The sequence below is a fragment of the Brevirhabdus pacifica genome (assembly GCF_002797755.1).
Lineage (GTDB): Bacteria > Pseudomonadota > Alphaproteobacteria > Rhodobacterales > Rhodobacteraceae > Brevirhabdus > Brevirhabdus pacifica.
The window spans coordinates 55,745-73,303 of record NZ_PGFI01000013.1 but is presented as its reverse complement, the minus strand read 5'-3'; the positions used below and the strand labels follow the sequence as shown (position 1 = coordinate 73,303).

Below are 17,559 nucleotides of genomic sequence, written 5' to 3'. Positions count from 1 at the left end.
CCCGCCCCGGCTAGGTTCCGCCCACTTTCATCCCGGCCAAGGTGCCGCCCGACAGGAGACCCCCGATGTTCAAAGGTTCGATGCCCGCCCTGGTGACCCCGTTCAAGGACGGTGCCGTGGATTTCGGAACCCTTGAATCGCTGGTCGAATGGCAGATCGGCGAAGGCACCGACGGGCTTGTCCCCGTTGGCACCACCGGCGAAAGCCCCACCCTCAGCCACGCCGAGCACGAGGCGGTGATCGACGCGGTGATCCGCGCCGCCAAGGGCCGCGTGCCCGTGATCGCGGGTGCGGGCTCCAACAACACGACCGAGGCCGTGCGCCTGGTCAACCACGCCCAGGGCGCGGGTGCCGACGCGGCGCTGGTCGTCACCCCCTATTACAACAAGCCGACCCAGGAAGGGCTTTATGCCCATTACGCCCGTCTGAACGAGGTGGGCCTGCCGATCATCATCTACAACATCCCCGGCCGCTCGGTCGTGGACATGAGCCCGGCCACCATGGGCCGCCTGGCAGAGCTTGAGAACATCATCGGGGTCAAGGACGCCACCGGCGACCTGGCCCGCGTCAGCCAGCAGCGCGCCGCCTGCGGTCCCGAGTTCATCCAGCTCTCGGGCGAGGATGCGACCGCGCTGGGCTTCAACGCCCATGGCGGCGTCGGCTGCATCTCGGTCACCGCCAACGTCGCCCCCCGCCTCTGCGCCGAGTTCCAGAAGGCCACCCTGGCCGGCGACTACGCCAAGGCGCTCGAGTATCAGGACCGCCTGATGCCCCTGCACGAGGCGATCTTCATGGAGCCGGGCGTTGCCGGTGCCAAATACGCATTGTCGCTTCTGGGTCGCTGCGCCGACAGCGTGCGCCTGCCGCTGCTGCCCCTGGGCGAGGTGACGCGCCTCGCGATCAAGGACGCGATGCGCCACGCCGGCCTCATCGGCTGATCTCCCGCGGGACCGGGCACGGGGCCCACCGCGACCACCAAGGGGGGGCACGCGGAACGCCCCCCTTCATTGTCGTCCAAATATCCCCGCCGGAGGCCTCCTTTCAGCCCGCGCAACGCCGCCGATTTCGCCCTTCCGCGTCCAACTCCCGGCCGCCGTCCGCCCCGCGCGGATCCCAGGTCGAACTGGACTTCACACCACCCAGACCCTAAGTGCGTTCCATGGCCAAGCCGAAGTCCGATCCCAACTACAAGGTCGTCGCCGAGAACCGGCGCGCGCGCTACGATTACGCGATCGAGGAGGATCTCGAATGCGGGATCATGCTCGAGGGCTCCGAGGTGAAGGCCCTGCGCCAGAAATCGGCCAACATCGCCGAGAGCTATGCCGCCGTCGAGGACGGTGAGCTGTGGCTGATCAACTCCTACATCGCGCCCTACGAGCAGGCCCGCACCTTCGGCCACGACGAGCGGCGGCGCCGCAAGCTGCTGGTTTCCCGCAAGGAGCTGGCGCGCCTGTGGAACGCCACCAAGCGCGAGGGGATGACCCTGGTCCCCCTGGTGCTCTACTTCAACCATCGCGGCATGGCGAAGATCAAGATCGCCATCGCCAAGGGCAAGAAGAACCAGGACAAGCGCGCCAACGAGGCCAAGCGCGACTGGCAGCGTCAGAAGGCGCGGTTGTTGCGCCAGGGCTAGGCACCCCCGGCCGATGCAGGTCCCTTTGAGCACCGCGTTCCCGGCAACCCTGCGCCGTCGCACCCCCTTGTCAGCAGTACCGCCGCCCGATAGGTCAGTTGCGTCCCTTGAACGAGGTGCCGCGACATGAGCGACGACGATCCCCGCACCCTGGTCAGCACAGCCTGGCTCAACGATCATCTGCGCGATCCCGATCTGCGCATCCTCGACGCCTCGTGGCACATGCCCTCCGAGGGGCGCGATGCCGCGGCCGAATATGCCGCCGCCCACATCCCCGGCGCCCGCTTCTTCGACATCGAGGAAAACAGCGACCAGCGCTCGGACCTGCCCCATACCGTCCCCCCGGTCGAGAAGTTCATGTCCCGGCTCAGGGCCATGGGCGTGGGCGACGGGCACCAGGTGGTGATCTACGACGGCGCCGGCCTTTTCTCGGCGGCGCGGGTCTGGTGGCTCTTCCGCCTGATGGGCAAGACCGATGTCGCCGTGCTGGACGGCGGCTTTCCCAAGTGGCAGGCCGAGGGCCGTCCGACCGAGGATCTGCCCCCCGTCATCCGCGACCGCCACATGACCGTGCAGCGCCAGTCGCAGCTCGTCCGCGACGTGACCCAGGTCGCCTCGGCCTCGAAGCTGGGCAGCCATGTCATCGTCGACGCCCGCTCGCCCGCGCGCTTTCGCGGCGACGCGCCCGAACCCCGTCCCGGCCTGCGCGCCGGCCATATCCCCGGTTCGCGCAACGTGCATTACGCCACGCTGCTTGAAAAGGACGGGACAATGAAATCCCCCGACGCCCTGCGCGCCGCCTTCGAAGCCGGCGGCGTCGAGCTGGACCGTCCGATCATCACCACCTGCGGATCGGGCGTCACCGCCGCGATCCTGTCGCTGGCGCTGGAGCGGATCGGCCACCGGGACCACTCGCTCTACGACGGGTCCTGGGCGGAATGGGGAATGTATGACGACCTGAAGGTCGCAACTGGAGACGCCTGAATGTTCGAAAACCTCAAGGAACTGCCCGCCGACAAGATCCTGGCGCTGATGCAGCTGTTCCGCGACGATCCCCGTGACGACAAGATCGACATGGGGGTCGGCGTCTATCGCAACGCCGAGGGCAAGACCCCCGTCATGCGCGCCGTCAAGGCCGCCGAGCAGCGCCTCGTCGACACCCAGGAGACCAAGGCCTACACCGGCCTCGCCGGCGATCCGGCCTTTGGCGACGCCATGGTCGAGATGGTGCTGGGCAGTGCCGTGCCGCGCGCCCGGGTGGCGGCCGCCGCCACGCCCGGCGGCACCGGCGCGATCCGCCAGGGGCTGGAGCTGATCCGCATGGCCGCCCCTGAGGCGACGATCTGGATCTCGGACCCGACCTGGCCCAACCACCCGTCGATCATCAAGCACCTGGGCATGTCGATGCGCGAATACCGCTATTTCGACAATGAAACCCGCGACGTGGATTTCGACGGCATGATGGCCGACCTGGGCACCGTCGCCGCCGGCGACGTGGTGCTGCTGCACGGCTGCTGCCATAACCCCACCGGCGCCAACCTGACCCTCGCCCAGTGGGCCGAGGTCATTGCCCTGCTGCAGGAGCGCGAGGCGATCCCCTTCATCGACATCGCCTACCAGGGCTTCGGTGACGGGCTGGAGGATGACGCCGCCGCCACCCGCATGGTCGCCTCGGAGATGGAGCAATGCCTGATCGCGGCAAGCTGCTCGAAGAACTTCGGCATCTACCGTGAGCGGACGGGCATCCTGATGGCCATCGCCCCCGAGGGCGAGACCGTGCGCCTGACCCAGGGGACGCTCAACTACCTCAACCGCCAGAACTTCTCCTTCCCGCCGGACCACGGGGCGCGGATCGTCTCGACCATCCTGGGCGACGAGGCCCTGCGCGCCGATTGGCAGGCCGAACTGGAAGAGGTGCGCCTGGGCATGCTCAAGCTGCGCGAGCAACTGGCCGAGGAGCTGCGCCAGCGGTCGAACTCGGACCGGTTCGACTTCATCGCGCGCCATCGCGGCATGTTCTCGCGCCTGGGCGCCACGCCCGAGCAGGTCGCGGCCCTGCGAGAGAAGCACGGCATCTACATGGTGGGCGACAGCCGCCTGAACATCGCCGGCCTCAACGCCGAGACGGTGCCGGTGCTGGCGCGCGCCATCCTCGACGTGGGGATCTGATCGCAAGCGCGCGGCGCCCCGGGCGACCGGGATGCCGCGCCTGTCCAACCCCCGGGCCGAAGGCAGTGCGAGGCCTGGTTGCCGGGTCTCTCAATCCCTTCCCGGGGCACGTTTGCGGATGCCGCGACGCCTCCGGCGGGGATATTTCTGCGACAGTGAAAAGGGGCCGCCCCGCTTTTTCGGCAATCTTCATGGAACCCGGAAATATGCGACGCGTTGAATATGAACGTTTCGCAGCAAACAAGGGGATTGCCGATGTTCAAGCGTGAGAGTGCCTCGAACGGGACGGGTTCCGCCCGCGTGGTGGGTTTTTACGACAAGCCGACCGGCAGCTGCCAGTACCTGGCTGTCTGCGAAGAGACGAAGAAGGCTGCGCTGATCGACGTGGTGCAGGATTTCGACGTGCCCAATGCGCGCAGCAGTTTCGACAGCGCGCGCGAAATCCTCGACTTCGTTCGCGACAACGGGTTGGAGATCGAGTGGATCCTCGACACCCACCCCCATGCCGACCACCTGATGGCCTCGTCCTGGCTGAAGGAGAAGCTGGGCGCACCCAATGCCATCGGCTCGAAGGTGCTGGAGATCGCCGAGCTTTGGCGAGGGATCTACAACACGCCCGACGCCTTCGATCCCGAATCCTGTTTCGATCGTCTCTTCGACAAGGGCGACACGTTCCGCATCGGCAATCTGGAGTGCCGCGTGATGCTGTCGCCGGGCCACACGCTGGGGTCGATCACCTATGTGGTGGGCAAGGACGCGGCCTTCGTGCACGATACGCTGATGCATGTGGACGTGGGTTCGTCGCGGGCGGATTTTCCGGGCGGTTCGGCCCATGACCTGTACCAGTCGATCCAGGAGATCCTGAGCCTGCCGGACGAGACGCGGCTGTTCGTCGGCCACGATTATTGCACCAAGACCCGGGACGAGCCGGCCTGGGAAGCCACCGTCGCCGAGCACAAGCGCGACAACCCCCATGTGGGCGGCGGCACCACCGAGGAGGAGTTCATCAAGCTCCGCGAGAAGCGCGACGCGACCCTGTCGCTTCCCGACCGGATGCTGCATGCCCTTCAGGTGAACCTGCGCGGCGGCAACCTGCCGCCGGCCGAAGATGACGGCAACAGCTACTTCAAGATCCCCGCAAACCGCTTCTGAGAGCGACAGCACAGAAAGGCGCGACCATGAAGACCGACAAGCTCGACAACGGAACGTTGGAGACCTGGACCATCGACGAGGTGGAACAGGCGGTGAAGGACGAGAAGATCGTCCTGATCGACGTGCGCACCCCGGCCGAATACATGATGGAGCATATCGAGGGCGCGCTGCTGATGCCGATGTCCTTCTTTAAGCCCGGCGCGCTGCCCACCCAGGACGGAAAGCAGATCGTGTTCCATTGCGGCAGCGGCGTCCGCTCGGAAAAGGTCGCCAAGGGCTTCCTTGAGGCCGGCAACGACAAGGTGGCCCATATGGAAGGCGGCTTCGGCGCCTGGAAGAAGGCCGAGAAATGCTATGTCGGGACCGACATGGCGACGGGGGCGCCCAAGCGGTTCAACAACAAGTGAGGCGCCGGGGCCCGCGGCCCCCGCCCGGCAGACGAAAAAAAGCCCCGCCAGACGGCGGGGCTTTTCCATATTGGCGGACCGGGGAGGAGGTCGGTCAGCCCTTGGAAAACTCGGGGTAGGCCTCCATCCCCAGCTCGGCCATGTCGAGGCCGTTGATCTCGGCCTCTTCGCTGACCCGGATGCCGGTCACGGCCTTCAGCACGAGCCACAGCACGGCCGAGCAGACGGTGACGAACACGCCGACCGAGACGATGCCGGTGATCTGGACCATGAAGCTGGCATCGGGGTTGCTGAGCGGGACGACCAGCGTGCCCCAGATGCCGGCGACCAGGTGCACCGGGATGGCGCCGACCACGTCGTCGATGCGCAGTTTGTCCAGCATCGGGACCGCGAAGACGACCAGGGTGCCGCCGGCCATGCCGATGACGGTCGCGAGGCCAAGCGAGGGGTTCAGCGGTTCGGCCGTGATCGAGACCAGGCCCGCCAGGGCGCCGTTCAGGATCATGGTCAGGTCGGGCTTCTTGTAGAGAAGCTGGGTCAGGATCACCGCGGCGACCGCGCCACCGGCGGCGGCGGCGTTGGTGTTGGCGAAGATCCGGCTGATGTCGGCCACGTCACCGATGGAGCCCATCGCCAGCTGCGAGCCGCCGTTGAAGCCGAACCAGCCGAGCCACAGGATGAACGTGCCCAGGGTCGCCAGCGCCAGGTTAGAGCCGGGCATCGGCACGGTGCGGCCGTCCTTGTACTTGCCAAGGCGCGGGCCGAGGATGATGGCGCCGGTCAGCGCGGCCCAACCACCCACCGAGTGGACGACGGTCGAGCCTGCGAAATCCTGGAAGCCCATGGCGTCGAGCCAGCCGCCACCCCATTTCCAGCTGGCCTGCAGCGGGTAGATGATGGAGGTCAGCACGATGGTGAAGAGCAGGAAGGGCCACAGCTTGATGCGCTCGGCGAGGGTGCCCGAGACGATGGAGGCGGTGGCGGCGGCGAACATCAGCTGGAAGAAGAAGTCCGAGCCGGTCGAGGCATAGGAATAATCGTCCACCTTGTCGGCGGTGACGCCCACGGCCTCAAGCACGCCCCAGGACGGGAAGAGGCCCGATAGCCAACCCTCGATGGCCCAGTCGCCCAGCGGGTACATCAGGTTGTAGCCGATCAGCCAGTAGAAGATCGACGCCAGCGAGAACAGCACCACGTTCTTGGTCAGCTGCATCGTGACGTTCTTGCCGCGCACCAGGCCGGCCTCGAGCATGGCAAAGCCGGCGGCCATCCAGAACACAAGGAAACCGCCGACCAGGAACAGGACCGAGTTCAGGATGAAGACGACATCGGTGGGCACGGCGGCGGGGGCGGTTGCCTCGGCGGCGGCCTCCTGGGCCAGGGCCACTGTCGGGGCCAGGGCGGGCAGGGCTGCCAGCGCCGCGGCGGTAAGGAGATATTTCTTGAGTATCATCTGGGTCTTCCTTGTCTCGTGTCGCGGCTCAGAGCGCGTCTGTATCGGTTTCGCCCGTGCGCACACGGACCGCCTGGAGCACGTCCAGCACGAAGATCTTGCCGTCGCCGATCTTGTCGGTGCAGGCGGTCTGGCGGATCGTGTCGACGACCGTTTCGGCCATGCCGCTGCTGACCACGATCTCGAGCTTGATCTTGGGAACGAAGTTCACCGCGTATTCGGCTCCGCGATAGATTTCCGTGTGCCCGGACTGAGAGCCGAAGCCCTTGATCTCGGTCACCATCATCCCGCGCACACCGATGAGGGTCAGCGCCTCGCGGACCTCCTCGAGCTTGAACGGCTTGATTGTAGCTATGATGAGTTTCACGTCTTACCCCTTCGGCAGTTGGCCCCACGGGACCGTCACCCCAGCACCCTCGCCGAGGCGGGGGCTGCGGCAAGCTTTGGCGCGGGGCGCAGCGACGGATTCCTGGAAAAAACGCCTAAAAATTATACAATTTGTGCAAAGTGATTAAAAATTATGCATCAGGCCAAGCATTGGGGGATGTCGCCGAAGTGGCGATGGCGGCTCCACATTTGCTGGCGGGGCCTGTATCGTGCCCCGAAACCGAGCAGTCTGGGTGGAATATGAGTTCGAAAAGCAAACCTCGCTCCCGTCTGGTCGCGGACCGGAGATACAGCGCCAAGACCAAGACAGGCGGCGGATCCGGTGGCGGCCGTGGGCGCCCGCCCAGCCGCTCGCGCAAGACCAACCGCAAAAGCAGCGCACGTCGGCCCCGGGGCCTGGTCGGGATGATCCTGGCGGTGCCGCTGTGGTTCCTGCGTGTGTTCTGGAGCCTGATCTGGCGCGGCTCGGTCGTGGTGATCCTGCTTGTCGGGCTTGCGGTGGCCTATACCGCCGCGACGCTGCCGCCGGTGGCAGAGCTGCTGGACGGGCGGGCCAAGGGTTCGGTCCGGATGCTCGACCGCTATGGCGAGGTCTTCGCCTGGCGCGGGGAGCAATTCGGCGGTGCCATCACCACCGATACGGTGGCGCCGGTCCTGACCAAGGCGATCGTGGCGACCGAGGACCGTCGTTTCTACAACCATTTCGGCCTGTCGCCCCGGGGCATCGCCTCGGCCATCAGCATCAACCTACGCGAGGGGCGCGGCCCGCTGTCGGGTCACGGTGGGTCGACCATCACCCAGCAGACGGCCAAGCTGCTTTGCCTTGGGCGCCCCTACGACCCGCAGGTCGATGGCTCCGAAGCCGATTATGAGGCCGAGTGCCGACGCTCCACCCTGGTGCGCAAGATCAACGAAGCGATCTTCGCCATGGCGATGGAGGCCCGCTACTCCAAGGCCGAGATCCTCACCATCTATCTCAACCGCGCCTTCCTCGGCGCCGGTGCCCGCGGCTTCGAGGCCGCCAGCCAGCGCTATTTCGGCAAGTCCGCCTCTCAGGTCGACACCGCCGAGGCCGCCATGCTGGCCGGCCTGCTGGTCGCGCCGACCCGCTACGCGCCCACCAACGACCTGAAGCGGTCGCGTGATCGGGCCTCCGTCGTGCTGGGCCTGATGGCCGAACAGGGCAAGATTTCGGAATCCGAGGCGCGGCAGGCGCGGGCCAACCCCGCCACCCTGTCCGAGGCCGCACAGGCGCGCGCCGGCGGCTATTTCGCCGACTGGGTGATGTCGAGCGGCCCGTCCTTCCTGACCCGCGACACCACCGAAGATGTCATCATCCGCACCACCTTCGATCCCCGCATCCAGACCGCGGCCGAGGCGGCGATGAAGACCATCTTCGCCGACAAGGTGAAGGAAGGATCCGAAGCCCAGGCCGCAATCGTGGTGATGAGCTCGGACGGTGCGGTGCGCGCCGTGGTGGGCGGGCGACAGACCAAGGTTTCCGGCGCCTTCAACCGCGCGGTGCAGGCCCAGCGTCAGACCGGCTCGGCGTTCAAGCCCTTCGTCTACGCGGCGGCGCTGGATCTGGGCATGTCACCCAATTCGACGGTCGAGGATACGCCGCTGACGATCAACATCCCTGGCTCGGGTCCCTGGTCGCCAAAGAACTACGACGGCAAGTATCGCGGCCGCGTCACCCTGACCGAGGCGCTGCGCAACTCGCTCAACACGCCGGCGGTGCGCATCTCGGAAGAGGTCGGGCGCGAGAACGTGCGCCGTACCGCCGAGATGTTCGGCATCAAGAGCGACCTTGCCGCCGGCCCCGCGCTGGCGCTGGGCGCCTCGGAAAGCACGCTGATGGAGATGACGGGCGCCTATGCCGGCATCCTCAACGGTGGCCGGAGCGTGAAGCCCTACGGGCTGACCGAACTGCGCCTCGTGGGGGAAAGCCGGTCGCTGATGGATCAGGACGGCGGCATGGGGGAGCGCGTGATCTCGGAAACCGCCGCGCGTCAGCTGACCTACATGATGAGCAAGGTGATCGACGGGGGCACCGGCGCGCGCGCCCGGCTTCCCGATCGGGAGGCCGCCGGCAAGACCGGCACCACCCAGGCCGCCCGCGATGCCTGGTTCGTGGGCTTCACCGCCGATTACGTGGCCGGGGTCTGGATGGGCTATGACGACAACACGCCCCTGACCGGCGTTACCGGCGGCGGCCTTCCGGCCGAGATCTGGCAGGACGCCATGATCCGCGTGCACGAGGGGCTGCCGCCGCAGCCACTGCCGATGGAAAGCGGTGGCGAGCCGGTCGCCCTTGGCGGCGACAACGACGGCGGCTACAGCGAGCGTCAGGCCCCCAGCCGCACGCAGCAGCGCCGGCAGCCCAACCCCGCCCAGGCCGCCGAGCGGATCATCCTGGACGTTCTGGGCAAGATCTTGGGCGGCCGTTGAGGCCGGCGAAGGGCCGGTCCGCCAAGGCCGGCCCGCGCCCTCCGACCTGAACCCGCCGACCTGAAGCCCGCCGGCCCGGCCCTTCACAAAAAAAAAGGGGTCTATATACTTAACTAGCCATAAATCTCTTGCGCGTCCTGGCTAGTTAAGTTACAAGGGTTCCATAAGGAGCCCGACCCATGACGCAGCCGAAGCCTGAATCCCTCTCCACCTTCCAGTTTTTTCAGAAGTTCCCGGATGAGGAAGCGGCGCGCAAGTTCTTCGAGGCCAAGCGCTGGGGTGGTGAGCCGGTTTGCGGTCACTGCGGTTCGGTCTCCGTGACCGAGTGCAAAGACCATAAGCCGATGCCCTACCGCTGCAAAGACTGCCGGAAACATTTCAGCGTTCGCACAGGCACCGTGCTGGCCGAGAGCCGCCTTCCCTTGCAGAAGTGGCTGCTGGCTATCTTCATGCTCACCAGCGCCCGCAAGGGCATCCCCAGCACCCAGATGGCCCGCGAACTTGGCGTCACCCAGAAAACTGCGTGGTTCCTCGCCCAGCGCATCCGCGAGACGTGGCTGAAAGATCGCGACGACCACATGGACGGTCAGATGCAAGTTGACGAAACCTATGTTGGTGGTCGCGAGAAGAACAAGCACGCTAACAAGAAGCTTCACGCCGGTCGTGGTACGGTTGGCAAAACTGCTGTTGTTGGCGTCCGTGACGAAGCTGGGCAGGTTCGCGCCGTTGTGGTCGAGAATACCAAAGCTGCTACCCTTGAGCGCTTCGTCCGCGAACATTGCAAGGCTGGCGCAACCATCGTGACCGATACTCACGGCGGCTACATCAACCTCAAGGCACGTGGCTACAATCACATCACCATCAATCATTCTGCTGGCGAGTATGTCCGTGACATGGCGCATACCAACGGCATCGAAAGCTTCTGGGCGTTGCTCAAACGCGGCTACATCGGCATTTATCACTACATGAGCGCCAAGCATCTGCACCGCTACGTGAAGGAGTTCTCCTTCCGTCACAACACGGCGCACATCGGCACTATGGACTTCATTGAACTGACTATCGAGCGCATGATCGACAAGCGACTGACATACAGGAGCCTAATCAATGCCTGACAAGAAGAAAGATTTGATCGAGCCAATAGACGGCTCGTTCGATGAAGTCGTTAACTCTCTGGTGCCTCGGGCAAAGGGTAAGGAACTCGGCATGAAAAGCAATGAAATCAAATCGCTACCTAAAAATATGGGCGGAAAGGAACTCGACCCAAGGCAAGGCTCCCTAGACCTTCAGATAGAGCGTCAGGCTGAAATCGAAGGAATTGGCATGGGCGTCTTGAGGGACGGCACTGCATTCTTGACGGGGAGAGGACTTGCTCGTCTCGTCGGTATCGAAAACCTCCACATTCGAACGATTAGTCAGGAATGGAACGAGGACCCGCCAAAGCCGCGTGTCGCCGCGATCAAGTCCATCTTGGAAAAACGCGGCATATCAGCGCCCGAGGCCCATATTGAGACATCTGATGGAAAGCGTGTAATTCACGCTTTTCCTGACGTGATCTGTCTTGCCGTCCTAGAGTACTATGCCTTCGACGCGGCTAACCCCAGGGACACCGCGCGGGACAATTTCCGGATACTCGCAGGGAAGGCCCTGCAAGACCTAATTTACAGTCAGGTCGGGTATGACCCGACAGGGCAGCGTATCACTGAACCCCTGAGGAAGTGGCACGAGCGGATTGAGCTCAACCATCAAAGCGCCCCCAGCGGCTATTTCAGTATTTTCAACGAGGCGCATACTGTGATCTATGAACTGATAATGGCGGGAGCCAACATCGGTGAAAAGATGGTCCCGGATATCTCGATAGGTCAACACTGGGCAAAGCACTGGGATGCGAACGACCTTGGAAGTAAGTTTGGTGATCGGGAGAGGTTTCCGCACCGCTACCCCAAAGATCACCCGCAAGCGCGATCCAACCCTCAGATTGCGAATTGCTACCCCCTTGATGCGCTCGGCGAATACAGAAGGTGGTTGCAGGACGTCTATTTGGATAGCGGGAGGTTCAAGAACTACCTGAAGGGAAGGAAAGATCTTGCGCCTTCTGTTGCCCAACTCGCAATAGAGCGATTATCCCCGAAGCTGATTGAGGACTAGGACATGCAGAACATCCGGCCCAAGCGGAACGCGGCTTCGGCATCGGAAACACGTGCAAGTATGGTCAGGACGCCAGTTCCAGTGCAGTCTTCCTCCATCAGGAAATAGCCGCTGGTGTCCGCAGGTGGCTCCGGGCACCGGGCGAGCTTTTTGGACGTGATGGGGGCAATCATCAGATGCTTTCCATCTGGCGCTGTCCCGGTAAGATAGAGTTCTGCCATGCCTGCCTCAGAGGTTTTTAAATGAGTGAAACGCCGACCCACCGTTTGGTCAAGACACCCAAGGTCAACAGCCGATACCTGAGTGACTATATGGTCGCATCCGAACGAAGGCAGCGCACGATCATTCGCGACTGCAAGTATCGCAAAATCGCCAGAGCAATCCAGCATGACCGGGCGAAAGCTTACGTCGCCAACGCACTCAGGTCTGGCACACTTAGCCCAGATGCACTGAAGGGCGAGGGCGAGCGGTTGCACGAAATGATGTCTGACACGAACTTCGAGCGCGATACCTTGGACGTCAACGGCGACTTCCTGATCGCCTACGGGGCAGTCTTCAACATGGACACGTTCCCAAACACCGCTGAGGTTGTTGATGCGCCGACCGGCTTTCGGACCAACATTAACGGTGTAGAGGTGAACCCAGACATCCGGTTTGGCGTCCAGCGTGTGATGAAGACCAATCGACTGCGCACCGGCCTCGGCACTATCCGATATGCTAAGAACACGCCGCTGGATGAAGAGACGGGGGCTTACCAGTCTTCTTTGTTGTTAGGGGTGCGCAAAATGCTCGACGTGCAGGATGAGACGGCTCCGGAAGAAAAGCTCTGCGTGACCTTGGACTGTGCAACCGCGACATTCATTCCAGCACCGACTGACGCGACCCGCAGGTTTCAGAATATGGAAGCCGCTTGCGCCACCATCGCGGAGCGTTGGGATAACATCGAACCTCCCGAGGGCGCTGTCATTAGCTGAGATGGCTAGTTAAGTATATAGGCCCCAAAAAAAACACCCCGTCCTGCGACGGGGTGTTTTCATGTCTGCACTACGTCTCCAGGGCTCAGCCCATGGTGCGCAGGTCCCGGATCAGCGCGTCGATGTCGCCCCGGCGCTGGTCCAGGCGCGCGCCGATCTCGGCGGTCTCGGTCAGCATCAGGTTCACGCCCTCGATCAGCATGTTGAAGAAGCGTGGCCGACCGGACTTGTCCGAGACGAGGAACTTGACCTCGAACGGGGCCTCGCCCTTCAGGTGGGCCATAGTGCGCACTTCGTGGAAGGATTTCACCTTGGCCGCGCTCTGCACGTCGATGCGGCCGCCGATGAACTCCCGGAAGCGCTTGCCGTACTTGCGGGCGATATAGCCGCGGAAGGCATCGGTGAAGGCGCGCATCTGGGCCGGGGTGGCCCGGCGCGAGTCGGCGCCCAGTACCTGCCGCGCGATGATCTCGACATCGGCGTATTTGGCGAAGAGCCCGTCGAAATCCTTCAGGATCGCAGATTCGGAGCGGCCCGATTCGATCACCCGGAAGATATCGTCGACCAGCGCCTGTACCAGGCCCTGGGCATCCGAGGGGGAGATCGCCGCGGCCGCGGGCCGGCCCAGCATCGTCATCGCAAGAAGCGAGGACGCGGCCATGGCGGCAAAGTCGCGGCGGGTCATTTTACGTGTCATCGAGAAACCTCATAGGGGTCGATATACTGGTCGCTGACGTCGATCCCCAGCTCGAACCGGCGGTTCTGCAGGTAGAGCATGCGGGCCTGGCCGTAGCTGTCCGCGCTTTGATATATGACCGAATCCAGCACATCGGAATACTGGTGCCGGTCGCCCAGCTTTTTGAGCACCTTTGCGCCGGTGCCATAGTAGCTTTCAGGCGATTCCAGCAGGTAGCGGGTCGGGTTGATGATGAAATCCACGACCTTGCCGGCGAAGTCCCGCTCGGTCGAGGGGCCCAGCACCGGCAGCACCAAGTAGGCGCCCTCGGGCGCGCCCCAGGCGTGCAGGGTACGGCCGAAGTCATTGTCCCGCTCGGGCAGGCCCATCGAGCCCGCGACATCGAAGAGGCCGGCCACCCCGATGGTGGAGTTGATGGCGAAGCGCCAGGTGTTGTGGACCGCGTTCTCGACCTTGAACTGAAGCACGTCGTTGACGACGATCCCCGGCAGATCGAGGTTCGAGGCGAAATTGCTCACCCCCCGCCGCACGGGCCGGGGCACGACCGTTCCGTAGGTGTCCGACACCGGCTTCACCACCGCCTGGTCGACCCGAAGGCTGGAGGCGTGGCGCGACCTGTTGGCCTGCTCGTAGGGGTCGAACACCCCGTCCGGCCCGGGGGTGCCGGGGGTGCAGGCCGCGACCAGCGCCACCAGCGGCAGCGCGATCAGCAGGCGGGAAACGGGACGCAGGGTGGCGGAAAACCGGGAATGAAAATGTTGCAATGGAACAGGGCCCCCGTAGCAGCTAGTTTGCAGGACGTATCGTCATCCAACCCGATCATCTCGGCGTGCCGGACCGGGTTCATCGATAGGATGTTAGGCTTGTAGGCGCAAGCTGCCCATGGACCCGGCCCGGCACCGTTGCGCGGTTGTCGCGCGGTGGGGGCGCGGGCCCCTTGCGTGCCGGGGGCAGGGAAGTTGGCCGGTCAGGCGGCCGGGCAGGGCGGAGACAGAGGAGAGGGCGGGATCATGCCACCGACACGGATACTCGATACCCGCCCCGGCCGGGCAGAGCTGGGCCGCGTCCGCTGGCAAAGCGCGGGTCTTTTCGCCTCGGTCTTTCTGTTCAGCCTCTTCGTCAATCTGCTGATGCTGACCGGGCCGCTCTACATGTTGCAGGTCTATGACCGGGTGCTGGGAAGCCGATCGGAGGAAACGCTGATCGCGCTGACGCTTCTGGTGGCCTTCCTCTACCTGATGATGGGGCTTCTGGATTACGCGCGGGGACGCCTTCTGGCCGGCGCCGGGGCGCGTTTTCAGGCCACGCTTGACCGGCGCGTCTTTAGCGCTCTTCTGCGCCGCGCCACCGACCGCCCCCAGGACAAGGCCGAGGCCACGGGTCTGCGTGACCTAGAGGCGGTGCAGACGCTGATGGCCTCGCCGGCGCTGCTGGCGCTTTACGACATTCCCTGGACGCCGATCTTCCTGCTGGCGATCTTCGTCTTTCATCCCTGGCTGGGGTTCCTGGCGCTGGCCGGGGCGGGGGTGCTGATACTTGTCACGCTGCTGAACCAGGTCCTGACGTCGGGGGCGCGGCGGGTCGCCGGCGGGGCCGCGATCCATGCCGACCGCATGGCCGACCAGATCCGCGACGAGGCCGAGACCGTCCGCAGCCTTGGCATGCGCGACGCGGCCTTCGCCCGCTGGCAGCGGCTTCGCGGTCGGGCGCTGGAACGCACGATCCAGGCCTCGGACCGCTCGGGCGGCTTCTCGACCCTGACCCGGACGCTGCGGTTGTTCCTGCAATCGGCGATGCTGGGCCTCGGGGCCTATCTGGCCCTGGATGGCACGATCACCCCGGGGGCGATGATCGCGGCCTCGATCCTGATGGGGCGCGCGTTGGCGCCGATCGACGTGGCGCTGGGTCAGTGGCAGGTGGTGCAGCGGGCGCTGCGCGGCTGGTCCGCCCTGGGCGACCTGCTGTCCGAGGTCCGCCCCGAGCCGCCGCGCACCGCCCTGCCGCGCCCCGCCGCGCGGCTTCAGGCGGCGGCCCTTACCGTGCTGCCGCCCGGCCAGCAGACGGCCGCGTTGCGCAGTGTCACGTTCGGTGTCGAACCGGGCCAGGCGATGGGCGTGATCGGATCATCGGGGGCCGGCAAGTCGACCCTGGCCCGCGCCATCACCGGCGTCTGGCGGCCGGCTGGCGGCAAGATCCGCCTGGATGGCGCCGCCCTGGACCACTACGACCCGGATGTCCTGGGCGGGCTGATCGGCTACCTGCCCCAGCGGGTCACCCTGTTCGAGGGCACGATCGCCCAAAACATCGCCCGGCTGGCCGAGGCACCCGACGACGCGGCGGTGGTCGCCGCCGCCCGGGCCGCCGCGGCGCATGAGATGATCCTGCAACTCCCCGACGGTTATGACACGCTGGTTTCGCCCTCGGGCGGGAACCTGTCGGGCGGACAGATCCAGCGCATCGGCCTGGCCCGCGCGCTTTACGGCGACCCCGTGCTGCTGGTGCTGGACGAGCCGAACTCGAACCTCGACAACGACGGGTCCGAGGCGCTGAACCTCGCGATCCGCCGCAAGAAGGCCGAGGGGGGCGCGGTCCTCATCATGGCGCACCGGCCCGCCGCGATCCAGGAATGCGATGTGCTTCTGGTGCTGGAGAACGGAGCCGTCCGCGCCCTGGGCCCCCGCGACGAAGTGCTGTCGCGCACGGTGCGCAATCATCAGAACATCATCGGCAACCGAAGCGCCGGGGGGGTCGCGTGATGGCCGGGCGCGGGAACAGGGCCTGGTCGGCCCGCATGCCGCTTGCCATCGGCTTCGGCGCCCTGCTGATCCTGCTGGGTGGTTTCGGAACCTGGTCGGCCCGCAGCACCATCGCGGGCGCCATCGTCGCTGACGGCCGGGTCGAGGTCGAGCAGAACCGCCAGGTGGTCCAGCACCCTGACGGCGGCGTGGTCGAGGCTGTCCACGTCCGCGAGGGGGACAGCGTGCAGGCGGGCGATCCGCTGCTGACCCTCGATGCGACGCTGCTACGCTCGGAGCTGAACGCGACCGAGGGCCAGCTTTACGAGATCATGGCCCGCCGCGCCCGCCTCGCGGCCGAGCGGGATGGCGAGGATGGCGTCGTCTTCCCCCCCGAATTGATCGCTGCCCAGGCCGAGAACCCGGTTGTCGAAGATCTGATCGAGGGACAGCGGCGCCTGTTCGAGGCGCGCCGCCGCTCGCTAGGTCAGCGGGTCGAGCAGCTGGGCCGCCGCAAGGCCCAGATCGGCAGCCAGATCGAGGGGATCGAGGCCCAGAAGACCGCCATCGCCCGCCAGGTCGAACTGGTCCGGCAGGAGCTTGCGGCACAGCAATCCCTGCTGGACCGGCAACTGGCCCAGGCCAGCCGCGTCCTGACCCTTCAGCGCGAGGAGGCGCGGCTTGAGGGCGTGCTGGGCGAGCTGACCGCCTCGGCCGCCGAGGCGGAGGGCCGGATCACCGAGCTTGAGATCGAGATCCTGACCCTGGAATCCACCCGCCGCGAGGAGGCCATCGCCCAGACCCGAGACCTGCAATACCGCGAGGTCGAGATGGCAGAGCAGCGCGCCAGCCTGCGCGAGCGGCTGGCCCGGCTGGACATCCGCGCGCCCACCGCCGGGGTGATCTACGGGCTGGAGGTCTTTGCCCCCCGCTCGGTCATCCGCGCGGCCGACCCGGTGCTCTACATCGTGCCCCAGGACCGGCCGCTGATCGTCTCAAGCCGTATCACCCCGCTGGACGTGGACGAGGTGTTCGTCGGCCAGGAGGTGACGTTGCGCTTTCCGGTCTTTGACCGACGGATCACGCCCGAACTGTCGGGCAAGGTCACCCGCATCTCGGCCGACGCCTTTACCGACCGCGAGTCGCAAGTCAGCTTCTACCGGGCCGAGATCCGACTTGATCCGCGCGAGATCGAGAAGCTGGACGACATGACCCTGATCCCCGGCATGCCGGTCGAGGCGTTTATCCGCACCGCCGACCGCACGCCGCTGGCCTACCTGATCGAACCGCTGGCCGACTATTTCTCGCGCGCCTTTCGCGAAAGCTGAGCGATGCGTTTTGCTGTTCCCCCGGCGC

17 protein-coding genes are annotated in these 17,559 nt (G+C 65.3%); 12 read left to right on the top strand and 5 right to left on the bottom strand.

The window, feature by feature from the left end; all coding sequences use genetic code 11:
• Window positions 1-65: 65 nt before the first annotated feature.
• From dapA to CLV77_RS12130, 6 genes are all read left to right on the top strand, one after another.
• The gene (gene dapA, locus CLV77_RS12155) at window positions 66-938 is read left to right on the top strand and encodes a 4-hydroxy-tetrahydrodipicolinate synthase (protein ID WP_076980061.1); all 873 of its coding nucleotides are present in this window, start codon (window positions 66-68) and stop codon (window positions 936-938) included.
• 221 nt (window positions 939-1,159) lie between these two features.
• Window positions 1,160-1,633 carry an SsrA-binding protein SmpB gene (smpB, locus tag CLV77_RS12150; protein WP_076980062.1) on the top strand — a complete coding sequence of 158 codons (474 nt, stop codon included), beginning with the start codon at window positions 1,160-1,162 and terminating at the stop codon, window positions 1,631-1,633.
• A 126-nt stretch (window positions 1,634-1,759) separates the two neighbouring features.
• A complete protein-coding gene (gene sseA / locus CLV77_RS12145; protein WP_076980063.1) occupies window positions 1,760-2,617 on the top strand; it encodes a 3-mercaptopyruvate sulfurtransferase in 858 nt (285 codons plus the stop codon).
• Window positions 2,618-3,802, top strand: a complete 1,185-nt coding sequence (locus tag CLV77_RS12140; RefSeq protein WP_076980064.1) for an amino acid aminotransferase — start codon at window positions 2,618-2,620, stop codon at window positions 3,800-3,802.
• A 255-nt stretch (window positions 3,803-4,057) separates the two neighbouring features.
• The gene (locus CLV77_RS12135; RefSeq protein WP_076980065.1) at window positions 4,058-4,954 is read left to right on the top strand and encodes an MBL fold metallo-hydrolase; all 897 of its coding nucleotides are present in this window, start codon (window positions 4,058-4,060) and stop codon (window positions 4,952-4,954) included.
• A 26-nt stretch (window positions 4,955-4,980) separates the two neighbouring features.
• Window positions 4,981-5,361 (top strand): rhodanese-like domain-containing protein, encoded by a 381-nt coding sequence (locus CLV77_RS12130; protein WP_076980066.1) that lies wholly within the window; start codon window positions 4,981-4,983, stop codon window positions 5,359-5,361.
• Between the two features lie 94 nt (window positions 5,362-5,455).
• Here CLV77_RS12130 and CLV77_RS12125 read toward each other — a convergent pair whose 3' ends face one another.
• Together CLV77_RS12125 and CLV77_RS12120 are read right to left on the bottom strand one after the other, a co-directional pair.
• Entirely contained in the window at window positions 5,456-6,814 is a 1,359-nt protein-coding gene (locus CLV77_RS12125) for an ammonium transporter (RefSeq protein WP_076980067.1), read from the bottom strand.
• A 28-nt stretch (window positions 6,815-6,842) separates the two neighbouring features.
• Entirely contained in the window at window positions 6,843-7,181 is a 339-nt protein-coding gene (locus CLV77_RS12120; protein ID WP_076980068.1) for a P-II family nitrogen regulator, read from the bottom strand.
• Between the two features lie 260 nt (window positions 7,182-7,441).
• Here CLV77_RS12120 and CLV77_RS12115 point away from each other — a divergent pair, with 260 nt between their 5' ends.
• From CLV77_RS12115 to CLV77_RS12105, 3 genes are all read left to right on the top strand, one after another.
• The gene (locus CLV77_RS12115) at window positions 7,442-9,652 is read left to right on the top strand and encodes a transglycosylase domain-containing protein (RefSeq protein WP_076980069.1); all 2,211 of its coding nucleotides are present in this window, start codon (window positions 7,442-7,444) and stop codon (window positions 9,650-9,652) included.
• A gap of 179 nt (window positions 9,653-9,831) precedes the next feature.
• The gene (locus CLV77_RS12110) at window positions 9,832-10,764 is read left to right on the top strand and encodes an IS1595 family transposase (RefSeq protein ID WP_076980070.1); all 933 of its coding nucleotides are present in this window, start codon (window positions 9,832-9,834) and stop codon (window positions 10,762-10,764) included.
• On the top strand, window positions 10,757-11,797 hold the full coding sequence (locus CLV77_RS12105; protein ID WP_083707792.1) for a BstA C-terminal domain-containing protein: 1,041 nt from the start codon (window positions 10,757-10,759) through the stop codon (window positions 11,795-11,797). The genes CLV77_RS12110 and CLV77_RS12105 overlap by 8 nt, the downstream gene beginning before the upstream one ends.
• Here the strand turns inward: CLV77_RS12105 and CLV77_RS16400 are convergent.
• Window positions 11,794-12,018 (bottom strand): hypothetical protein, encoded by a 225-nt coding sequence (locus CLV77_RS16400; protein WP_143815123.1) that lies wholly within the window; start codon window positions 12,016-12,018, stop codon window positions 11,794-11,796. The two genes, CLV77_RS12105 and CLV77_RS16400, sit on opposite strands and share 4 nt — an antisense overlap.
• 21 nt (window positions 12,019-12,039) lie before the next feature.
• On the opposite strand from CLV77_RS16400, the gene CLV77_RS12100 reads away from it, so the two are divergent.
• Window positions 12,040-12,771, top strand: coding sequence for a hypothetical protein (locus CLV77_RS12100; protein WP_085047339.1), 732 nt, complete (start codon window positions 12,040-12,042; stop codon window positions 12,769-12,771).
• Between the two features lie 85 nt (window positions 12,772-12,856).
• Here CLV77_RS12100 and CLV77_RS12095 read toward each other — a convergent pair whose 3' ends face one another.
• A complete protein-coding gene (locus CLV77_RS12095; RefSeq protein WP_244901597.1) occupies window positions 12,857-13,456 on the bottom strand; it encodes an MlaC/ttg2D family ABC transporter substrate-binding protein in 600 nt (199 codons plus the stop codon).
• A gap of 8 nt (window positions 13,457-13,464) precedes the next feature.
• Complete coding sequence (locus CLV77_RS12090) at window positions 13,465-14,232, bottom strand: MlaA family lipoprotein (protein WP_076980073.1); 768 nt, start codon at window positions 14,230-14,232, stop codon at window positions 13,465-13,467.
• Between the two features lie 246 nt (window positions 14,233-14,478).
• Here CLV77_RS12090 and CLV77_RS12085 point away from each other — a divergent pair, with 246 nt between their 5' ends.
• Together CLV77_RS12085 and CLV77_RS12080 are read left to right on the top strand one after the other, a co-directional pair.
• On the top strand, window positions 14,479-16,224 hold the full coding sequence (locus CLV77_RS12085) for a type I secretion system permease/ATPase (RefSeq protein ID WP_076980074.1): 1,746 nt from the start codon (window positions 14,479-14,481) through the stop codon (window positions 16,222-16,224).
• A complete protein-coding gene (locus tag CLV77_RS12080; protein WP_076980075.1) occupies window positions 16,224-17,531 on the top strand; it encodes an HlyD family type I secretion periplasmic adaptor subunit in 1,308 nt (435 codons plus the stop codon). The genes CLV77_RS12085 and CLV77_RS12080 overlap by 1 nt, the downstream gene beginning before the upstream one ends.
• Window positions 17,532-17,559 lie beyond the last annotated feature (28 nt).